The 18,360-nt window shown below is 41.1% G+C and carries 12 protein-coding genes; 9 read left to right on the top strand and 3 right to left on the bottom strand.

The window, feature by feature from the left end:
- Positions 1-326: integrase core domain-containing protein (locus tag C9I86_RS12450; RefSeq protein WP_146142631.1), on the top strand; the 326-nt coding region annotated here is incomplete at its 5' end.
- Positions 327-662: 336 nt separating this feature from the next.
- On the opposite strand, the gene mrcB is transcribed toward C9I86_RS12450, so the two are convergent.
- On the bottom strand, positions 663-3,089 hold the full coding sequence (gene mrcB, locus C9I86_RS12445; RefSeq protein WP_107276498.1) for a penicillin-binding protein 1B: 2,427 nt from the start codon (positions 3,087-3,089) through the stop codon (positions 663-665).
- Between the two features lie 819 nt (positions 3,090-3,908).
- On the opposite strand from mrcB, the gene C9I86_RS12440 reads away from it, so the two are divergent.
- Both C9I86_RS12440 and hrpB read left to right on the top strand, forming a co-directional pair.
- Entirely contained in the window at positions 3,909-5,576 is a 1,668-nt protein-coding gene (locus C9I86_RS12440) for a DNA cytosine methyltransferase (RefSeq protein WP_158258942.1), read from the top strand.
- A 151-nt stretch (positions 5,577-5,727) separates the two neighbouring features.
- Positions 5,728-8,193, top strand: coding sequence for an ATP-dependent helicase HrpB (hrpB, locus tag C9I86_RS12435; RefSeq protein WP_107276496.1), 2,466 nt, complete (start codon positions 5,728-5,730; stop codon positions 8,191-8,193).
- 82 nt (positions 8,194-8,275) lie between these two features.
- Here hrpB and C9I86_RS12430 read toward each other — a convergent pair whose 3' ends face one another.
- Positions 8,276-8,587 carry a helix-turn-helix domain-containing protein gene (locus tag C9I86_RS12430; protein ID WP_107276495.1) on the bottom strand — a complete coding sequence of 104 codons (312 nt, stop codon included), beginning with the start codon at positions 8,585-8,587 and terminating at the stop codon, positions 8,276-8,278.
- 102 nt (positions 8,588-8,689) lie between these two features.
- Here C9I86_RS12430 and C9I86_RS12425 point away from each other — a divergent pair, with 102 nt between their 5' ends.
- The 6 genes from C9I86_RS12425 to C9I86_RS12400 all read left to right on the top strand — a co-directional run bounded on the left by C9I86_RS12425 (position 8,690) and on the right by C9I86_RS12400 (position 17,835).
- Positions 8,690-9,214: a hypothetical protein gene (locus C9I86_RS12425; RefSeq protein ID WP_107276494.1), complete on the top strand. Its 525-nt coding sequence runs from the start codon at positions 8,690-8,692 to the stop codon at positions 9,212-9,214.
- Positions 9,208-10,590 (top strand): DEAD/DEAH box helicase, encoded by a 1,383-nt coding sequence (locus tag C9I86_RS12420; RefSeq protein ID WP_107276493.1) that lies wholly within the window; start codon positions 9,208-9,210, stop codon positions 10,588-10,590. Before C9I86_RS12425 ends, C9I86_RS12420 begins: the two co-directional genes overlap by 7 nt.
- A gap of 82 nt (positions 10,591-10,672) precedes the next feature.
- A complete protein-coding gene (locus C9I86_RS12415) occupies positions 10,673-12,244 on the top strand; it encodes a type I restriction-modification system subunit M (protein ID WP_107276492.1) in 1,572 nt (523 codons plus the stop codon).
- On the top strand, positions 12,241-13,479 hold the full coding sequence (locus C9I86_RS12410; RefSeq protein WP_107276491.1) for a restriction endonuclease subunit S: 1,239 nt from the start codon (positions 12,241-12,243) through the stop codon (positions 13,477-13,479). Before C9I86_RS12415 ends, C9I86_RS12410 begins: the two co-directional genes overlap by 4 nt.
- Positions 13,480-13,546: 67 nt before the next feature.
- Positions 13,547-16,435: a type I restriction endonuclease subunit R gene (locus tag C9I86_RS12405; RefSeq protein WP_107276490.1), complete on the top strand. Its 2,889-nt coding sequence runs from the start codon at positions 13,547-13,549 to the stop codon at positions 16,433-16,435.
- A gap of 2 nt (positions 16,436-16,437) precedes the next feature.
- A complete protein-coding gene (locus tag C9I86_RS12400; RefSeq protein WP_107276489.1) occupies positions 16,438-17,835 on the top strand; it encodes a hypothetical protein in 1,398 nt (465 codons plus the stop codon).
- Between the two features lie 110 nt (positions 17,836-17,945).
- On the opposite strand, the gene C9I86_RS12395 is transcribed toward C9I86_RS12400, so the two are convergent.
- Complete coding sequence (locus tag C9I86_RS12395; RefSeq protein WP_107276488.1) at positions 17,946-18,359, bottom strand: hypothetical protein; 414 nt, start codon at positions 18,357-18,359, stop codon at positions 17,946-17,948.
- Position 18,360: the final 1 nt, after the last annotated feature.

Below are 18,360 nucleotides of genomic sequence, written 5' to 3'. Positions count from 1 at the left end.
TGGCTTATGAAAGCCGTGGTCGACCACAAAATGTGATGTTTCATTCAGATCAAGGTTGCCACTACACCAGCCTTCAATTCAGGCAGGCATTATGGAAATACCAAATAACTCAAAGTATGAGTCGACGTGGAAATTGTTGGGATAATGCCCCAATGGAACGATTTTTTAGAAGTTTCAAAACGGAGTGGATGCCCAAAGAGTGCTATAACAGTTATGAAGAAGCGGAAAGGGATACGCTCAAATATATATTGCAGCATTACAACACTAAGCGGGGCCATAGTTATAACAACTATTTACCGCCAGTGGTGATGGAAACAGCCGCTTAATTTAAACACCTATAAAGGTGTACAGTTTTACTTGACCACTTCACTTCCTCACCCCTCGAAAACTCGCCCCTGCTGTTACCCCTATCTTCAGCTCTTCCTCGTCTCTAAAAAACTCGTCCCTGCTGTTACCCCTATCTTCAGCTCTTCCTCGTCTCTAAAAAACTCGCCCCTGCTGTTATACCTATCTTCAGCTCTTCCTCGTCTCTAAAAAACTCGTCCCTGCTGTTATACCTATCTTCAGCTCTTCCTCACCCCTCGAAAACTCGCCCCTGCTGTTACCCCTATCTTCAGCTCTTCCTCGCCCCTCGAAAACTCGTCCCTGCTGTTACCTATATTCTACTCACCCGCAAACATATGTTTAATCCATGTTGCGGGCTGATTATCATGGCACTTCGCTTTTAAATCCCCATTGCGATCCCATGCAGGTAACGCAACATTACCATTACAATCAAACCGCAGACTGCCATTTGATGTTCGCTGATACTTAATCGTCGTAATGTAAGGTGGCCAGCCAATATTTAACGGCACCGGTTGACGGCGAGCAAGATAATCAGCATAAACCCGTAATGCACCACTAGAGCCCGTCAAACGCACAGGGGTATTATCATCCCTTCCAACCCATACTACGCCAACCTCGCGACCATCAGCCCCAGCAAACCAACTATCACGGTTATTATCCGTTGTTCCCGTTTTACCCGCTAACTTAGCCGAACTAAATTTACTCTGAAGAAAACGGGCTGTGCCTTGGCTAACCACTTTTTTCATATCATAAGTTGTCAACCAAGCTGCTTGCTCAGGAACCACTTGCTCAATCTTAGACTGATGTTGGTACAGGACTCGTCCTCGACTATCAACAACGGCATCCAAGCTGTATAGCGGCGCTTTACGGCCGTTATTGGTAATACTCTGGAACATTTGTGCAACTTCAAACGGTGATAAACTAAACGCGCCTAATAATATTGAGGGTAAGTGTGGAATCTCATCCCGCTTAACCCCCAGTTTAGCCATGGTGTTAATCACCGTTCCTAACCCGACTTTTAAACCTAAATTTACCGTCGGCACATTTAATGAATGCGCTAAAGCATAATATAACGGCACTTGACCACGAAATTTACGATCATAGTTTCTTGGTCGCCACGATGTGCCCTTACTGCCCTTTAGCACAATGGCACTATCATTTAGTGTTGTCGCCAAAGTAAACTTCTGTGGCTGACTCAACGCTGCTAAATAAACCGCAGGCTTAGCAAGCGAGCCTATTTGACGACTGGCATCCAGCGCACGGTTAAATCCAGCGTAGCCAGGACGGCTACCACCAATCAGTGCTCTTACTGCACCATATTGACGATCAACCACTACCATTGCCGTTTCAACGTTGACACCAGCTTTTTTATTTAACCGTGGCACCATCACCGCAATGGTTTTTTCTGCGGCTTGTTGCGACACTGGATCAAGAGTACTGAAAATACGTAATCCTTTACCTGATTTGTAAATATCACCAACATCTTGTTCTAGTTCACGTTGCAATTGTTGAAAATACGCTGGCTGACGACTGGCTATCTTAGGGGTCTTTTGAATACCTAATGGCTCTGATACGGCTTTTTCATATTCAGCACCTGTAAGGTAATTATTTTTCAGCAGTAACATCAACACTAAATCACGACGTTTCATGGTGCGTTCCGGATGACGCCACGGATTAAATTGTGATGGCCCTTTCACCATTCCAACCAACATCGCGAGTTGATCTGGTCGCAGTTCTTCTAACGGACGCCCAAAATAAAAGCGTGCTGCAAGAGGGAAACCATGCACTTCTTTGGCACCATTCTGCCCAAGATAAATTTCATTTAAATAAGCTTCTAAAATCCGATCTTTACTGTAACGATAATCAATAATAACGGCGATATACGCTTCACGTACTTTGCGCCATAAACTACGTTCACGGCTTAAAAATAAATTTTTCGCTAACTGCTGAGTCAGCGTACTGCCCCCTTGCACGGTATGTCCCGCTTTGAGGTTAACCACCACCGCCCGTAAAATTGCCAGCGGTGACACTCCTTCATGCTGATAAAAATCACGATCTTCGGTTGTTAGCAGTGCATCGATTAATAATGGTGGAAATTGATCCCGCGCCATGAAGATCCGTTGCTCATTACCTGTAAGCCCTAACATCCCTAATAGCTTTGGTTCTATCTTGAGGGTTTTTAATGATTTCTTGGTTGTCAGATCGGTAATGGTAGCCAGAGTGCCGCCTGAAAAAGTCAGCATGACATGTTGTTGCGGCTGCGGATCATCAACAAACTTAAAGGGACGACGCATTAATTCAATGCGGGTTGATGATGCAGAATACTCGCCCATACGCTGGGGCGTTGCTACTTTATGATATTGCAATACATTCAATTCATGGCGAACATCACTTAAGGTCATTGCTTGACCCGCATGTAAGGTCAGCACACGACCATAGACAACCGAAGGTAGATCCCAAATTTGGCCATCCATTTTATTGCGTACCACCGTATCTAAATAGATACCAATAACTAATAAAATAGCGATCACAACCAGCATTATTTTAAAACTTAAACGCCCAAGTTTTCGCAGCCATGGATGAGGCGTGGCGTCTTTTTTAGAAGGCTTTTTTTTTGCGGGCGTTTTTTTTGCTGCTGGTTTTTTAGGAGATGCTTTTTTTGCTGCAGGTTTTAACGCCGCTTTTTTTTTCGAAGGCGAGGGAGTTTTCGCGGGTGTTTTTTTGGGTTGCGACAACTTAATCATAATCAATCAACTACCATCATTCCTATATTTAAGCTGGCAGCAATAACACTGCCCAGCATCATTAATGTAAATTTACCGTAACACTATACCTGATTATATATACAGGTATCGAGCTTGTTTATCGTCATTAAAGGTATTTTTTAATTTTGCGGGTTGGAATATGATTTGCAGGATCATCAGGCCATGGATTATGATTAGTGTGCGATTGTATAGACGATTGACAGTGGTAAAAACACTATCACTTGTAGGTAAAGTCGATTTTAATCATCAAATAGTATTGACTGTTAAATAAGTGAAAAATGTTTGACAACTATTGATAAAACCATCCCTGTGATTGACACGCATCACAACTTCATTTGATAGGTACATAATACTATTATACTGACACTTTTAATCCATATAGAACACCCTTTCCCCTCCCCACTAAAGATCATTTGATTGCTATGGAATAACTCCAATTTTGTTTAGTACAATTTCCGAGCTAGATACATCAGGTTACACCTTAAATTTTGAATATATTCAGGTAACTTTAAGAAACAAAAAGAATGATAAGACCTAACCCGTGAGTTTTCTATGGTTGCAAATATCGAGATTGTTGTGGCTGATTGTTCGAATATATGATGTGATAATATTAAAATATGCATAGCTGCTTGTTCACTGTAATAAGGCTCTTTAGTCTGAATTTATATAACAACAAGCCAATTCAACCCAAGGGTTCACTAGGATAACCGCATGACTTGTCACAATACACCCCCAAAGGATGTAGAAAATCATATTTATACGGTTGAAGTCCTGTAAAAACTATAGTGAGAAAACATATTGTCTACCTTTACATTTGTCGAGCTATTTGCGGGCTGTGGCGGAACTGCTTTAGGCTTAGAAAACGCAGGAATGGAGTGTGTACTTTTAAATGACTTTGACCCACGGGCTTGTGACACACTTAGCTTGAATCGTCCGAATTGGAATGTAGTTACAGGTGATATATCTAATGTTGATTTTTCTACTATCTCAACTAACGTCGATCTCTTGTCTGCTGATTTCCCTGTTCAAGGTTTTTCTGTTGTAGGGAGCAGAACTGAGCTTCAAGGAGTAGAGGAATATGTTCCTTCCCATTTAACTCGTGCTATCAAACAAATATCACCAAAATTGGTCATGCTGCAGAGTGTGCCAGCGCTTTTAATGTTACATCGAGGTGAACGATTAAAAGAGATAAAAAAAGAATTAAGTAATCTTGGGTATGTCCTTTTAGAGCCAAAGGTATTGAACACTCAGGATTATGAAGTTCCATTGAAAAAGAAAAGATTAATTTTGATTGGAGTCAAACAAGACTTATATCATAAAGGCAAATTTAAATGGCCTAAAAAGGGAAGCCGGATAATGACGTTGAAAGACGCCCTTCTCGGTGGCTATATGTTCAACGTTGATGTCCCTCACTCCGAAGGAGCTGAGTTCTCAAAAACAATACAAGATATGATCTCTGAAATACCTCCAGGTAAAAGGGGGCGTGACTTACCAATAGAATTGCAAAAAAAACATAATGGCCGATTCAACGATCTAAGGCGTCTTTCTTGGTTTGAGCCTTGCCCTATACCATACCACCGCTACTTCTCAACTTGTCACCCAGAAAAAGATAGACCCTTGCAAATAAGAGAAGTCGCGAGGGTTTTTACTTACCCCGATCATTGGGATTTCGTTGGCTCAACTTCTCAAATTTATAATCAATTAACTAACTCTTTTCCTAGCCATTTATCGTATCTTTTAGGTAAATCTATTATTGATTTCCTAAGGAAACCTGTAGAAAAAGAAAATGATATTGGGCTAACGGATAGGCTTTTTGAAAGCAGGAACGTTTTTAATACGATGGTTCCAGTTTATGATTTCAAGCCTGACACTTTGGACGAATACATTTATGACGGCCTAAGAATGCTTGCAAAAAATAAAGATAGTTTTATCAGGGACGGTAGGAAAGTTCATAATGAAAATAAGATTAACCAAAACTTGTCTGGGTGTTTAACTCGGTTTGAGATTGATTGTGTTACTGAAGTAGACGGTAATGGGCGATGCGATCTACTTCTAAGTGGTAAAATAGGTCAAGAAGCATTATCTGCAATCATTGAATGTAAAAAAATCCTAGAAACTGATAGTGATATTATATTTGGGAAAAAGTTATCTAGCGCATTAGAGCAGATTGATAGTTATGGTGAAATAAGAAGCAAGCATTCGAAGTATATTGTACTTTACATTATTGACCGAAGCGTTGATGACATACACAAACTCTTTGAAACACTGAAACGTAGTGATGATAGACTAACTTTTAGCAGGGTTCAGTCAGAAGGCAACAGTTATTCGATGTACCGCTTTCGAGATAAAAAAATTGTCGTTCGCACGTTAAGAACAACCGCACCTTCAGAGATGTTTGAAAAATCGGAACTAACTCAACAAATTCATAACGCGCTAAAGTATTCTGATAACCACTCACGCGCTTAAAACCCTAAGTTGCTAGTTCGCTACATTAGACCGGCCCTTTAATGCATCTCTAGCCTCGCTATACAAAGGCTTCACCTAGGTTGAAGACACTCAATGCTGCGTTAGGGTATAATGAATATGCCCTAACCATATATGATCCAAGGTACTTCTATTGCCAAGCCTGCCTATAGATGATGTGCTTCCAGCACTGATTAACCAACTTAATACTAACTCCCAGCTAATTCTGAAAGCTCCCCCAGGGGCTGGAAAGTCAACTCATTTGCCACTTGTATTGTTACAACAAGGAATTGTTGCCGGTAAAATTGTAATGTTAGAGCCTCGTCGGCTTGCAGCAAGGAACATTGCTAGCTACCTTGCATCTCAACTAGGCGAGAACGTTGGCGATACTATTGGCCTCAGAGTTAGAGGGGAAACCAGAGTTAGTAGCCGTACTAAGCTTGAGATTGTTACTGAAGGGGTTATGACTAGAATGCTTCAGCAAGACCCTGAATTGACGGGGATCGACTTGTTGATTTTTGATGAGTTTCACGAGCGTAGCCTAGATGCAGATCTCTCGTTAGCATTAACCTTGGAGGTTCAAGAAGCTCTACGTGATGATCTCAAGGTTTTAGTTATGTCGGCAACACTGGATGCAGAGGCTCTAATAAACTTACTGCCGCAGGCTGGTTATATTGAGTCTGAAGGACGAAGTTATCCAGTGGAGTTGCGTTATAAAAGATTGACCGAAAAAGCGAACTTTATTGGGGCAGTAGCAAAAGAAATTGTAACACTACTATCTCGAGAGTCAGGGTCAATGCTGGTTTTTTTACCAGGGGCTGGAGAAATCCGTCGTTTAGCTGAACAACTCGATGGTCAACTCGATAGTGAGGTTCTGGTATGCCCACTGTATGGTCAGTTAACAGGGGGTCAGCAGCAGCAAGCTATTACAGTCGCGCCTAAAGGTAAGCGAAAGGTTGTGTTGACAACTAATATTGCTGAAACCAGCTTGACTATTGAGGGGATACGGATGGTCGTCGATTGCGGCCTTGAGCGTATAGCTCTATGGGATCCTAAAAGTGGAATAAATCGATTGGAATCGGTGCGAATTGCTCGCTCTTCTGCTGAGCAACGAGCGGGCAGAGCTGGTCGTCTAGAGGCTGGAATCTGTTTACGCCTCTATAGTGAAGATATGTTAGAGCGCCAACCAGCTACACCACAACCAGAAATCTTACGGGCCGATCTTACATCCCTTTTTATGGAGTTAGTACAATGGGGCTGTCAGTCAGCCTCTGATTTACATTGGCTTGATCTCCCACCTACTCCCTCTTTAAAAAAAGCACAAGTCTTATTGGAAATGCTTGGGGCTATCGATGCATCTGGGAAGCTAACTGAAATGGGGATGGCAATACAAAAACTTGGTGTTGCCCCTCGTCATGCCGCAATACTGTTGTTAGCTAAGCAACATGGTGGTTCAGTAGCTACAACGGCTGGAATTTTGGTTGCGTTGCTCGAAGACCCTCCAAGAGGAATTAACAATCCTGACTTGCACTTCCAACTTAGCCTTATCGAAAGTGGTAAATTGCCACGAAACAAAGCTTACCTTCAGAGAGCTAAGCAGCTATTAAATAGATTAGGTGCCACTATCGGAACCCTGAAGATTGATAACGAATGGGTGGCACCACTCCTAGCTGCTGGTTTTCCTGACCGTATTGCACTGTCTCGGGGTAAAGACAGCCGGTACCAGTTAGCTAACGGGCAAGGGGCGATGATGAAGCCAGATGAGCCCCTTGCTGATGAAGAGCTGTTAGTCGTTGCCGATATTGTTAAGACACGACAAGGAGACAGTCGGATCTTCTCAGCCGTTCCAGCGCAACTGGAGAACCTCAAACAAATTCTACCGCATTTGTTTATATGGCGAGAATCATTAGATTGGGATGACAAAAAAGGTCGTTTATTAGCAGAAAAGCATCTTTGTTGTGGAAAGCTAGTGATGGAATGCCAATCAATGGGAGAACCGGATCCCTTAAAGGCTAGCGAAGCTTTGCTAAATGCTGTAATACGCAAAGGTCTCACTGTTTTACCATGGAGCAAAACAGCTCAAGGTCTTCTAGTTCGTGCCCGCTGTGCCGCTGAGTGGTTACCTGAGATGGGGCTTCCAGAGATGGATGATGAATCGTTGCTTTCTGAAGCTAGTGAATGGTTATTGCCTTATATGAACGGAATGAAAACGCTTAAAGCGCTAGATCGACTTGATTTAGTTGCAGCTCTAGAAGCTAGGCTTGGCTGGGATAAGAAACAGAAACTCGATAAGACGCTGCCAACTCACCATACTGTACCAACAGGTTCTCGCTATGCTATACGTTATCAGGAGAACAGTAATCCAGTATTGGCAGTAAAACTACAGGAAATGTTTGGTGAAAAATCCTCGCCGCTGATTGCCAATGGTAAAGTGGCAATAGTATTAGAATTGCTTTCACCAGCTCAAAGGCCATTGCAAATCACAAGTGATTTGGCCGCGTTTTGGGAAGGTGCTTATTGTGAGGTGAGAAAAGAGATGAAAGGTAGATATCCTAAGCATCCTTGGCCTGAAAACCCTGCTAGTCACGTACCTACCAAAAAGATAAAAAAGTATATGTAGTGAGTTGAGCTGATTAAGAGGTACTAGAGTGATATTGAGCCTGACTCAATATAATAGCCTATTGAGGTAATTAACCTTACGCTCATTCATTTGAGATGCTAGTAATGTACTCAAGCAGCATATTTCTTTTTTCTATCGATAACTTTGAGATGGCAATAGCCAAATCAGCAGAACTTTCATCTTCACATAAGAAGTAATTTAAAGGTACGCCTAGTGCATCAGCCATTTTCTTTAATGTGCTGATGTCAGGTGTATGCCGACCTTTTTCATAGTGGTTCATTCGACCACTTGCAGAGCTTTCATCCATACCAATTATCACTCCTAAATTCTTTTGAGTAATACCAGCACGTTTACGGGCTTGCTTGAGTCGGGTTGGGATTGGGTTGTATTCCACAGAGCGTTCATTCTAAAAACCTTCGATAACTTAGATTGTCTAAGTTTTACTGATTTCTGTATACTTAGCAATCCTAAGTTTATTGAGCATTATGAGCAGTACATGAAACGTTCTACAAAAATCAGTGCAGAAATGCACAAGCTATTGATTGAAAAAAGAATGGATGGTTTTTCAGTTATTGAATTAAGAGACGCGTTTGTGTCTATAGATGATTCTTATGTTGACTTGGATGATGCTCGTCGTAGGATTTACCGACAAATCTTACGCTTTATGAAGAACAATTGGCTTCGTAACGAGGGGAGTGGCCAACAAAAAAGGTACTTTCAGACAGACCTTTTTAAAACTCTTTTGGTTACACCGAAGCAAGAATCTGTTGATGTTGATATAGCTTTAAGCCCTGACTATTCAGTATTAAGCCATGAGCGTAATCAGTACAAAGGTGAATTGGAGATTGTGCTTGGAGAGATTGAAGAGTACCAATCTCTTAATCGTCGCTTCCCTGAATTAGAACCCAAGTTAATCCCACTTCTTGATAAAGCAAAAGAGCATTCTGCGCATCTACTTGGAAAGGTAAACGGATTAACAAACGTTCTTCAAACCCTCTCTGAAGGCAAACAAACGTGCTAAGAAAATGGCAGCAAGAGTGCTCAGAAAGAGCCTTGGAAAAATATAAAGCGAACTGCTCCCACTTCTTTTGCCAAGCAACGCCAGGGGCGGGAAAAACCGTACTTGCAGCAACGGTTGCTTCAAGATTATTGCGAGGTGATATGGTCGATCTTGTTCTGTGTTTTTCACCGTCTTTAACCGTTTCAGATGGTATAAAAAAAACCTTTTCACACACTCTTAATTGTACTTTTAACGGTGGATTAGGTTCCATTGGGCAATCCCTCACTTACCAATCCATTCAATTTCTTAATGATGAATTTTGGCAAACTCTCAGTAATCATCGCGTGTTTGTGGTCTTTGATGAGATACACCATTGCTCGGGTTCAGAGATCGAAAATGCAAATGTTTGGGGGCAACAAGTACTCACAAAGATTCAAGGGCTAGCAACCTACACATTGGCTATGTCAGGAACTCCGTGGCGCTCAGATGCCTTACCTATCGTGATGAGTGAATACAGTACTCCTGATGGGCAACTTCTTGTTGATTACCAATATACCTTGAAGCAAGCTATTGCTGACAAGGTTTGCAGATCTCCGAACTTGGTTCTAGTTGATAACGAACACCTCTCAGTAACCAGTGATGAAAAAGTAGAATCGTTTTCATCCATACTCGAAATGATTAAGCAGACTAAAACGTCTTATCAAAGTGTTATACATAACCAAGAAGCGATGGAGTACCTACTTGGACTCGGCTGTAAAAAGCTCGCAGAAATCCGCACTCAATCCCCAACTGCAGGAGGTTTAGTTGTTGCTTCATCCGTTCAACATGCGCAAACAATTAAAAAGATACTCTCTCAAAAGTACGCTCAAACAGTCTCAATAGTCACTTATCGCCACGAAGAACCTTTAGCAGAAATAGAACGTTATCGCCAAAGTGATGCTCAATGGATTGTCAGCGTTGGAATGATTAGTGAGGGTACTGATATTCCTAGGCTTCAAGTTTGTTGCCATATGAGCTCTGTTAAAACTGAGCTGTATTTTAGACAGGTTCTTGGGCGTATTCTTAGAGTTAATGGGCCAGTAAACCAACACGCGTGGCTATTTACTTTTGCAGAGCAAAGCCTGATAGAGTTTTCAGAGCGGATTGAACAAGACATTCCTGAATCTTGCATGTTTGCAAAAATAGATAGCTTGATAGAGTTTGAAATAGGATCTCAACGTGCTCATTCAAGTGATAATCGCTTCCTAGAAGACCGAGATGAAGTGAATTTAAAGTTGAATTGGAGTGTTACTATCGGCGCAGGTTCCAATTCAACTGCATCTCTTAGTGCATTCGACGAACTTCGATTGGGAACTTTTAAGCAGCGCGTAATTTCAGCCTTTCTAGCCGCTTCGTAGTTTAAAAATGATCTCTGCACTCTAGTTAATCCATTATTTCAGTTACAATATCGTCAACTTAACTATATGTAACTGAACTCCCATGGTCGAACAGCATCAACAAGAACTAAAGAAACAGCTTTGGAACATCGCGAACACCCTTCGAGGCAACATGTCTGCCGATGATTTTCGTGATTACATCCTTGGCCTAATCTTCTACAAATACCTATCGGATAAGCTAAACAGCTACGCTGATGAATTACTTTCAGAAGACGGTATTCAATTCGCTAAAATTGATGAGAAGAGCGAAGAAGGCCAAGAATACCTAGAAGCAGTTCAAGAAGAAACGTTAGACAAGCTAGGTTACTTTTTCAAACCATCTGAGCTATTTCATGTAGTTGCTGAAGCTGGCGCTAATGGTGAGTTCATTCTAGATGATGTACGCGATGTTCTTAATGACATCGAGCAAAGCACGATGGGCGCTGACAGTGCTGATGACTTCAATGGCCTATTTGATGAGCTAGACCTAACATCAAACAAGCTAGGTAAAACGCCAGATGCTCGTAATAAGCTGATTGCTAAAGTGCTGGAGCACCTAGATAACATCGACTTTCACTTAGAAAACAGTGAAATTGATATTCTTGGTGATGCTTACGAGTATCTAATTGGCATGTTCGCCAGTGGTGCCGGTAAAAAAGCCGGCGAGTTCTATACGCCGCAAATGGTTTCTAAGCTGCTAGCTAAGCTTGTAACGCTCGATAACCCAAATCTAAAATCAGTTTATGACCCAACGTGTGGTTCTGGTTCATTGCTATTACGTGTTGCCAAAGAGGCCAACAACCCAGACTTAAAATTCTACGGGCAAGAGCAAAACCCAAGCACTTATAACTTAGCTCGTATGAACATGATCATGCACGATGTTCACTACAATCGTTTCGATATTCAGAATGACGATACGTTAGAAGCTCCAGCACATATTGAGCAACGCTTTAGTGCGGTAGTGGCCAACCCTCCATTCTCTGCTGGTTGGTCAGCTAACCCTTTACACCTAAACAATGAGCGTTTTTCTGACTACGGTAAGCTTGCACCTAAATCTAAAGCGGATTTTGCTTTTGTTCAGCACATGGTTCATCAACTTGATGATGGAGGAACGATGGCTGTGGTATTGCCTCACGGTGTGTTGTTCCGCGGCGCGGCAGAAGGGCATATTCGGAAGCATCTAATCAAAGAGAAAAACTATCTGGATATGGTGATTGGTTTACCTGCCAATATATTCTTTGGAACCTCTATCCCAACTTGTGTGCTGGTGTTGAAAAAGAGTCGTAAAGCATACGATGACGTGTTCTTCATTGATGCCAGTAACCATTTTGAGAAAGGTACTAACAACAACGTAATGCGTGAGGGAGACTTACAGCGCATTCTTAGTGCTGTTACTAATCGTCAATCCATCGATAAGTTTGCTTTTGCAGCAACACCTTCAGATTTAAAAGATAATGATTACAACCTAAACATCTCTCGCTACGTTGATACTTTTGAAGATGATGACGATGTCAATTTAGCGGAAGTATCAAAGTTACTAATAAAAAATGACCGAGCGATGTTAGAAACTGACAATATCATCGTTGGGTATTGTGCCGAGTTAGGTATTGATGTTCCGTTTGAGGTGGTGAAGTGAATAAGCCAAAATCACCAAGACTAAGATTTCCAAATATTAGCAAAGATCTAACTGCAAATTCTCTTAATGAGCTAAGTCTTTTAGTCACTAGTGGTTCTAGAGATTGGGCTCAATTTTATTCAATTTCAGGGGCAAAGTTTATTCGGATGACGAACCTTCGAAGAGGGAGTCCTGTTCTTGATCTTGATCTTGAAGAGTTAAAATATGTATGTGTCCCGAAAACCAGCAGGGATGGATTTAGAACTAAGCTAGAACATGGTGACGTTTTAGTTTCTATTACGGCTGAATTAGGAAAAATAGGGTTAGTACCTAAAGATATTGGTGATGCCTATATTAATCAGCATGTAGCGTTAGTTAGGCCTAAAAAGTCAGAACTTTGTGGTTTTTTAGCTCATTACTTAACAGCACCTCAAACACATAAAAGACTGAATAGATTAAATGATTCAGGAGCTAAATCAGGACTAAATTTAAGTACTTTGAAAGCTTTTCCGGTTTACAGTCCTGAAACTGATGAATGTAGGAAAATCGCTGACTTCTTAACTTCTGTTGATACCAAAATCAACCAATTGACAGAAAGCTATCGTCTACTTAAAGAGTATAAAAAAGGTGTGATGCAGCAAATTTTCAGTCAGAAGGTTCGTTTCAAAGATGAAGATGGTAAGGCGTTTCCTGAGTGGAAGGAGTATGCATTAAAAGAAATATTACTTTTACAGTCAGATTTTTTAAGCATGGACGATGAAGAAACCTATGAGCTTATAACGGTTAAGCGTGGGTTTGGTGGTGTGAAAAGTCGCGGACATTTCAAAGGTAAAGATGTACTTGTGAAGAACCAATTTACTATTCATGAAAATGAGTTCGTCATTTCGAAACGACAAATTGTACATGGTGCTTGTGGGCTAGTGCCTTCAGAGCTTGATGGCGCTATTGTTTCAAATGAATACAATGTATTCCGTCCAGTTGAAGAGCTTTTAGATATCGAATATTTCAATCGATTCACAACGACTCCTTTTATGCGTAGAGCGTTCTTCACCAATAGTGATGGTGTTCATATTGAAAAGTTGCTTTTCAAAACTCAAGGTTGGTTGAAAACTAGAGTTCATATTCCTTGTTTGGAGGAGCAGCAAAAGATTACTCAGTTCCTACAGGCTATCGATGTCAAAATCAAAGCCATCGCAGAACAAATAGAGCAAACCAAACAATTTAAGAAAGGCTTACTTCAACAGATGTTTGTGTAACTTCTATATGCATAGCCCTATCAGTTAGGGCTTTACATAAAGGCACTCAAGGAAAGTAAATCGTCACATGGCTTATCAATCAGAACAACAATTAGAAGACAATGTAATTGCTCAGCTTGGCACTCAAGGTTTTGAGGCTGTTACCTTAAAAGATAATACAGCGCTTGAAGCGAACCTAAAGGCGCAACTTGAGAAAGTGAATGAATGTACGCTTTCAGACACCGAGTTTCGTCAGGTATTGGGCAAGCTAGAGAAAGGTAACATCTTCACCAAAGCGAAGACGTTACGAGATCAGCTTGATGTTACCTTGGATGATGGCGATAGCCGACATTTAACGTTGTTGTTTGATGATGCCAGTAAAAACACCTTTCAGGTTGCCCAGCAAATTACAGTTAAGGGTATCTATACCAACCGTTATGACGTGACGGTATTGGTGAATGGTTTTCCTCTTATTCAAATTGAGCTTAAACGCCGTGGTGTTGAGTTAAAAGAGGCGTTTAATCAAGTTAAGCGCTACCAAAAGCACTCGTATCATGCCAACCACGGCCTGTTCAATTTCATCCAGTTGTTCGTTATCTCTAATGGGGTGAACACCCAGTACTTCTCTAACAATAGCGATATGTCAGCTAAGCAAACATTTGACTGGACGGATTTTGATAATAAGAGAATCAGCCAGCTCCCGAGCTTTGCTAGTGCTTTCCTAACAACGTCGCACCTAACGGACATGTTGACGAAATACATCGTTTTGAACGAGACAGGTAAGTTCTTAATGGTGCTGCGCCCGTATCAGTTCTATGCAGTGGAAGAGATCATTAAGCAAGTCAAAACTACAGACTTGAACGGTTACATATGGCACACCACCGGTTCAGGTAAAACGTTGACGTCTTTTAAAGCGGCGCAGATTATGACTTCATTAAGTGAAGTCGATAAAGTCGTTTTTGTTGTTGACCGTAAAGATCTCGATTACCAAACAGCGTTAGAGTTTAATGCCTTTGCCAAAGGTTGTGTCGATAGTACAGACAATACCAATATGCTGTTTCATCAGTTAATCGATAAGCCAATTAAAGGTAAAAAGATTAACGAAAACCGCAACAGTAAACTTGTCGTTACGACACTGCAAAAGCTCAATAATGTGGTGACTAAAAAGCGTTACCTAAATGAGATGGAAGCGCTACAAGATAAACGTATTGTTTTTATCTTCGATGAGTGTCACCGCAGCCAGTTTGGTGATACGCACCAGAACATCACAGAGTTCTTCAAGGGGGCTCAGCTGTTTGGTTTTACGGGTACCCCAATCTTTGCTAAAAACGCAGTGGCTAAAAAATCCATTAAGAAAACCACAAAAGACCTTTTTGGTGAATGCTTACACCCTTATGTGATTGTTGATGCAATTCGTGACAACAACGTTCTGAAGTTTGCCATTGAGTATGTGGGTCGTTATCAGTACAAAGATGGTTCGAACAACAATCTTGATATTGAAGTTGAAGATATAGACACTAAAGAGCTTCTAAGCTCTCCTGCGCGTCTTGATAAGATTACCGACTACATTATTGCTCATCACCGAAGAAAGACGCACAGTCGCGATTACAACGCGATGTTCTGTGTATCTGGTGTGCCTGAGTTGGTCCAGTACTATGAACTGCTTGCTAAGAAGAAAGCGGAAGGCAAGCACAACCTTAAAGTAGCGACCATCTTTAGCTATGAAGCCAATGAAGAGGAAGAGTACGAGCTAGGTAAGGGTGATGCAGTAGAGCTTCAAGAAGCCGCAGCGAAGTATCTTAATGATGGAGACGCTGTAAAACTGCACAGCCGAGATAAGCTTGAGTCTTTCATCGGCGACTACAACAAGATGTTCGGCACAAGCTACACAACCAAAGATAGCGAGTCTTTCTATAACTACTACAAGAACATCTCTAAACGAGTGAAAGCCAAAGAGATCGATATTCTTCTTGTCGTAAACATGTTCTTGACGGGTTTTGACGCGCCAAAACTTAATACGTTATATGTCGATAAGAACCTAAAGAATCACGGACTCATTCAAGCATTCTCGCGAACTAACCGCTTGTTAGATGAAACTAAATCTCACGGTAATGTGGTCTGTTTCCGCAACCTGAAGAAAGCAGCAGATGATGCATTTACGTTGTTCTCTAACAAGCAGCCGAATGAATCTATCGTTATACCGCCATTTGAAGACCTGTTAGCAGACTTTGATAAAGCTTATGAAGCGTTAATGGCAATCACACCAACAGTTGATTCAGTTGATAGCCTTCCTGATGAAGAGGCTCAAGCTCTGTTTGTTAGGCAGTTCCGCGAGTTGATGCGTCTCAAAAATATGCTGGGTAATTTCGCTGATTTCGATATGGCCTCGACTGCAATGAGCGATCAAGAGTTTCAGGACTTCACCAGCAAATATGCCGATTTAAATCGCCAGTTACGTGAGAACTCAACCAAAGAGAAAGTATCAATACTTGATGACGTCGATTTTGAGCTTGAGTTGATGCACCGTGATGAAGTCAATGTTGGCTACATTCTTCACTTACTACGTGAACTGCACGAAGAAGAGAGTACGGACGAGAAAGAGCGTAAGCGTCAGGTAATCGCAAACTTGATTGGCTCAGACCCAACGTTACTCAGCAAGAAGGCTCTAATCGAGAAGTTCATGAATGACCATCTTGATGGAATTCCTGCTCACGCTGATGTTGAAGAAGAATTTGAATTCTTCTGGGAAAAAGAGAAACGTGAAGCTTTAGAGAGCATGACAACAGAAGAAAACTTAGATACTGATAAGCTAGAAATCTTGGTGAACCGTTATGAGCTTAGCGAAGAGATGCCACTACGAGATGACTTCGCCAGAACATTGCAAACCAAACCGACGATACTGCAACGTAAGAAGATTGTTGGCCGCTTGACTGAGAAGTTCAAAGGGTTTGTTGATACGTTTATTGGTGGGTTTTAGATATGACGGAAACAATAAAAGATATTTGGGGATCGATTACCAATAACATCAATAGTCGCTTAGCTAGTCCATTTTTCGGTGCCTTTTTGGTGTCTTGGGTACTATGTAATTGGGATAAACTAGCTTTGCTTTTCTTTGGAATGCAAAGTGTAGACTCTCGTATATCAGTGTTTCAAGATTCAATTGCATGGATTTCTATCGGGCATGAAAATTCCGTCAGCACAATATGGTGGCCGTTAGCTATCTCAAGTATCTATATGTTTTTAAGTCCTTATTTACATATAGCTATCCAACAGGTTCAAAAGCATAGTGCAGGTTTGAGGTATTCTCTGACTGTTGATCAGGATGTCGATAAAGAAGATGCTAGGGGTCGTTTAGTTAAGGCCAAAGCAAAAGCCAATTTACAGAACAAAGTTGCGGAAGATGAAGTTCGTGCTGAGATAGAAAACTCAGTTGCGGAGACCAAAAAATTGCAAGAAGATGCAGCCGCCGCAGAAGCTAGAAAGAACCTCATTCAAGAGAAGTACCTTGAGGCAAAAGAAAAAGTTAAGGAACTGAAGTTAGCCAATGAGGTGTTGGCTCGAAAAGAAGCTAAAAAGCTTCAAGATGCAGAGAAGGCGACATTCGCTTTCGATTTATCGAAAGCTGAGCATGAAAATGAACTTCTTACTCTGCGACTCCCTCTAGCTTACCAATATATGAATACTCTTTCGGATAGCTTGAATGATGATGAAAAGCGGTACTCGTTATTCCATTTGTCAGAAATCATAGCTGCAACCTTCGGCTATCAAAGTTTTGAACAATTGATCAAAGATGAATCATTCACAGCCAAGAACATAAAAAAGATAAAGTATCTCTCGTACGACTCGGAAACTTTATTTGATTGTTTGAATAATATAATCGAATCAGAAAATGAAGAAGATTATGACTCAAGCTGGTTGTTCGAACATATCCAAATGACTTTGGATCAGTATTCATTGCAGCTCCAAGATATAGATAGCGTTGCTGAGAGGGCTATTGAAGAGCTTTGGGATGCAGGTTTGATAGATGATTTTATGAATAATGACTCGGTCAGTTCTGAAACTAGTATCACTAATGTTGATTGTTTTGATCAACTAGATGATTTAGAAACAAAATCTCATAGGTGGGTAAAGAACGAAGGCCTATACATAAGTTATTCATGTACTTTATCGGGAGATAACCACCCTGATAAACCATTTTCTGGAAATTCAGTTCATATCGACTTTGAAGTCAAGCATGCGTTAGTAATTGGTGAGGCTGGACTAAGTACATTTGAATTACATGATGTTAACGCTCGTCTGGAAGATTATTCAGATGGTAGTGATTGGGATTTTAGTGGCACGAACCCTGTCCCTGCTTCTGCTGACGCTGAGTTTTGAATCTTGTAGCTCTACGGTAGGTTGAAGGTAAATAGGCTAATCAATGAGGGGAGTGGCTAATGCTCTCGGCCCTTCCTCTATCGGTCTCAGATAATATTTTCAGTCTTAATTTACAGGTCTCTCATTCTAGCCACTTTATTCGATTTGTAGAGTTGCTTTTCTAAATCCTTAACTTTAGTAACAAGTAACAACTCTCGCGTTAGAGACTGCTCTAGAAGCACCCTAACCCTTTCGAGCTCTTCTTTGTAGTTATTAGCCTTGCGACTTTCACGTCTTACTATTTCAGCTTTTGACAAGGTTGTCTTTTTGCTTTCTTCTTTGAAAGCATCAATCTGGGAAATAATTCCTTGGTGGTTTAGACGCTTCCTCTTCAAATATCCACTATCAAAACCAGCCTCTTGGGATACGATTGAAGGGGTTACTTTATCTGGCGTAATACCGATAAACTTAACAATATTTGGTTTACCATTTTTAAGACGTTCAAATGCTTCATAACATACTTCCACACCACTCTTAGCTATCAAT

This window comes from Photobacterium sp. NCIMB 13483 (genome assembly GCF_003025475.1).
GTDB lineage: Bacteria > Pseudomonadota > Gammaproteobacteria > Enterobacterales > Vibrionaceae > Photobacterium > Photobacterium piscicola.
This window is presented reverse-complemented; position numbering and strand designations above follow the sequence as displayed.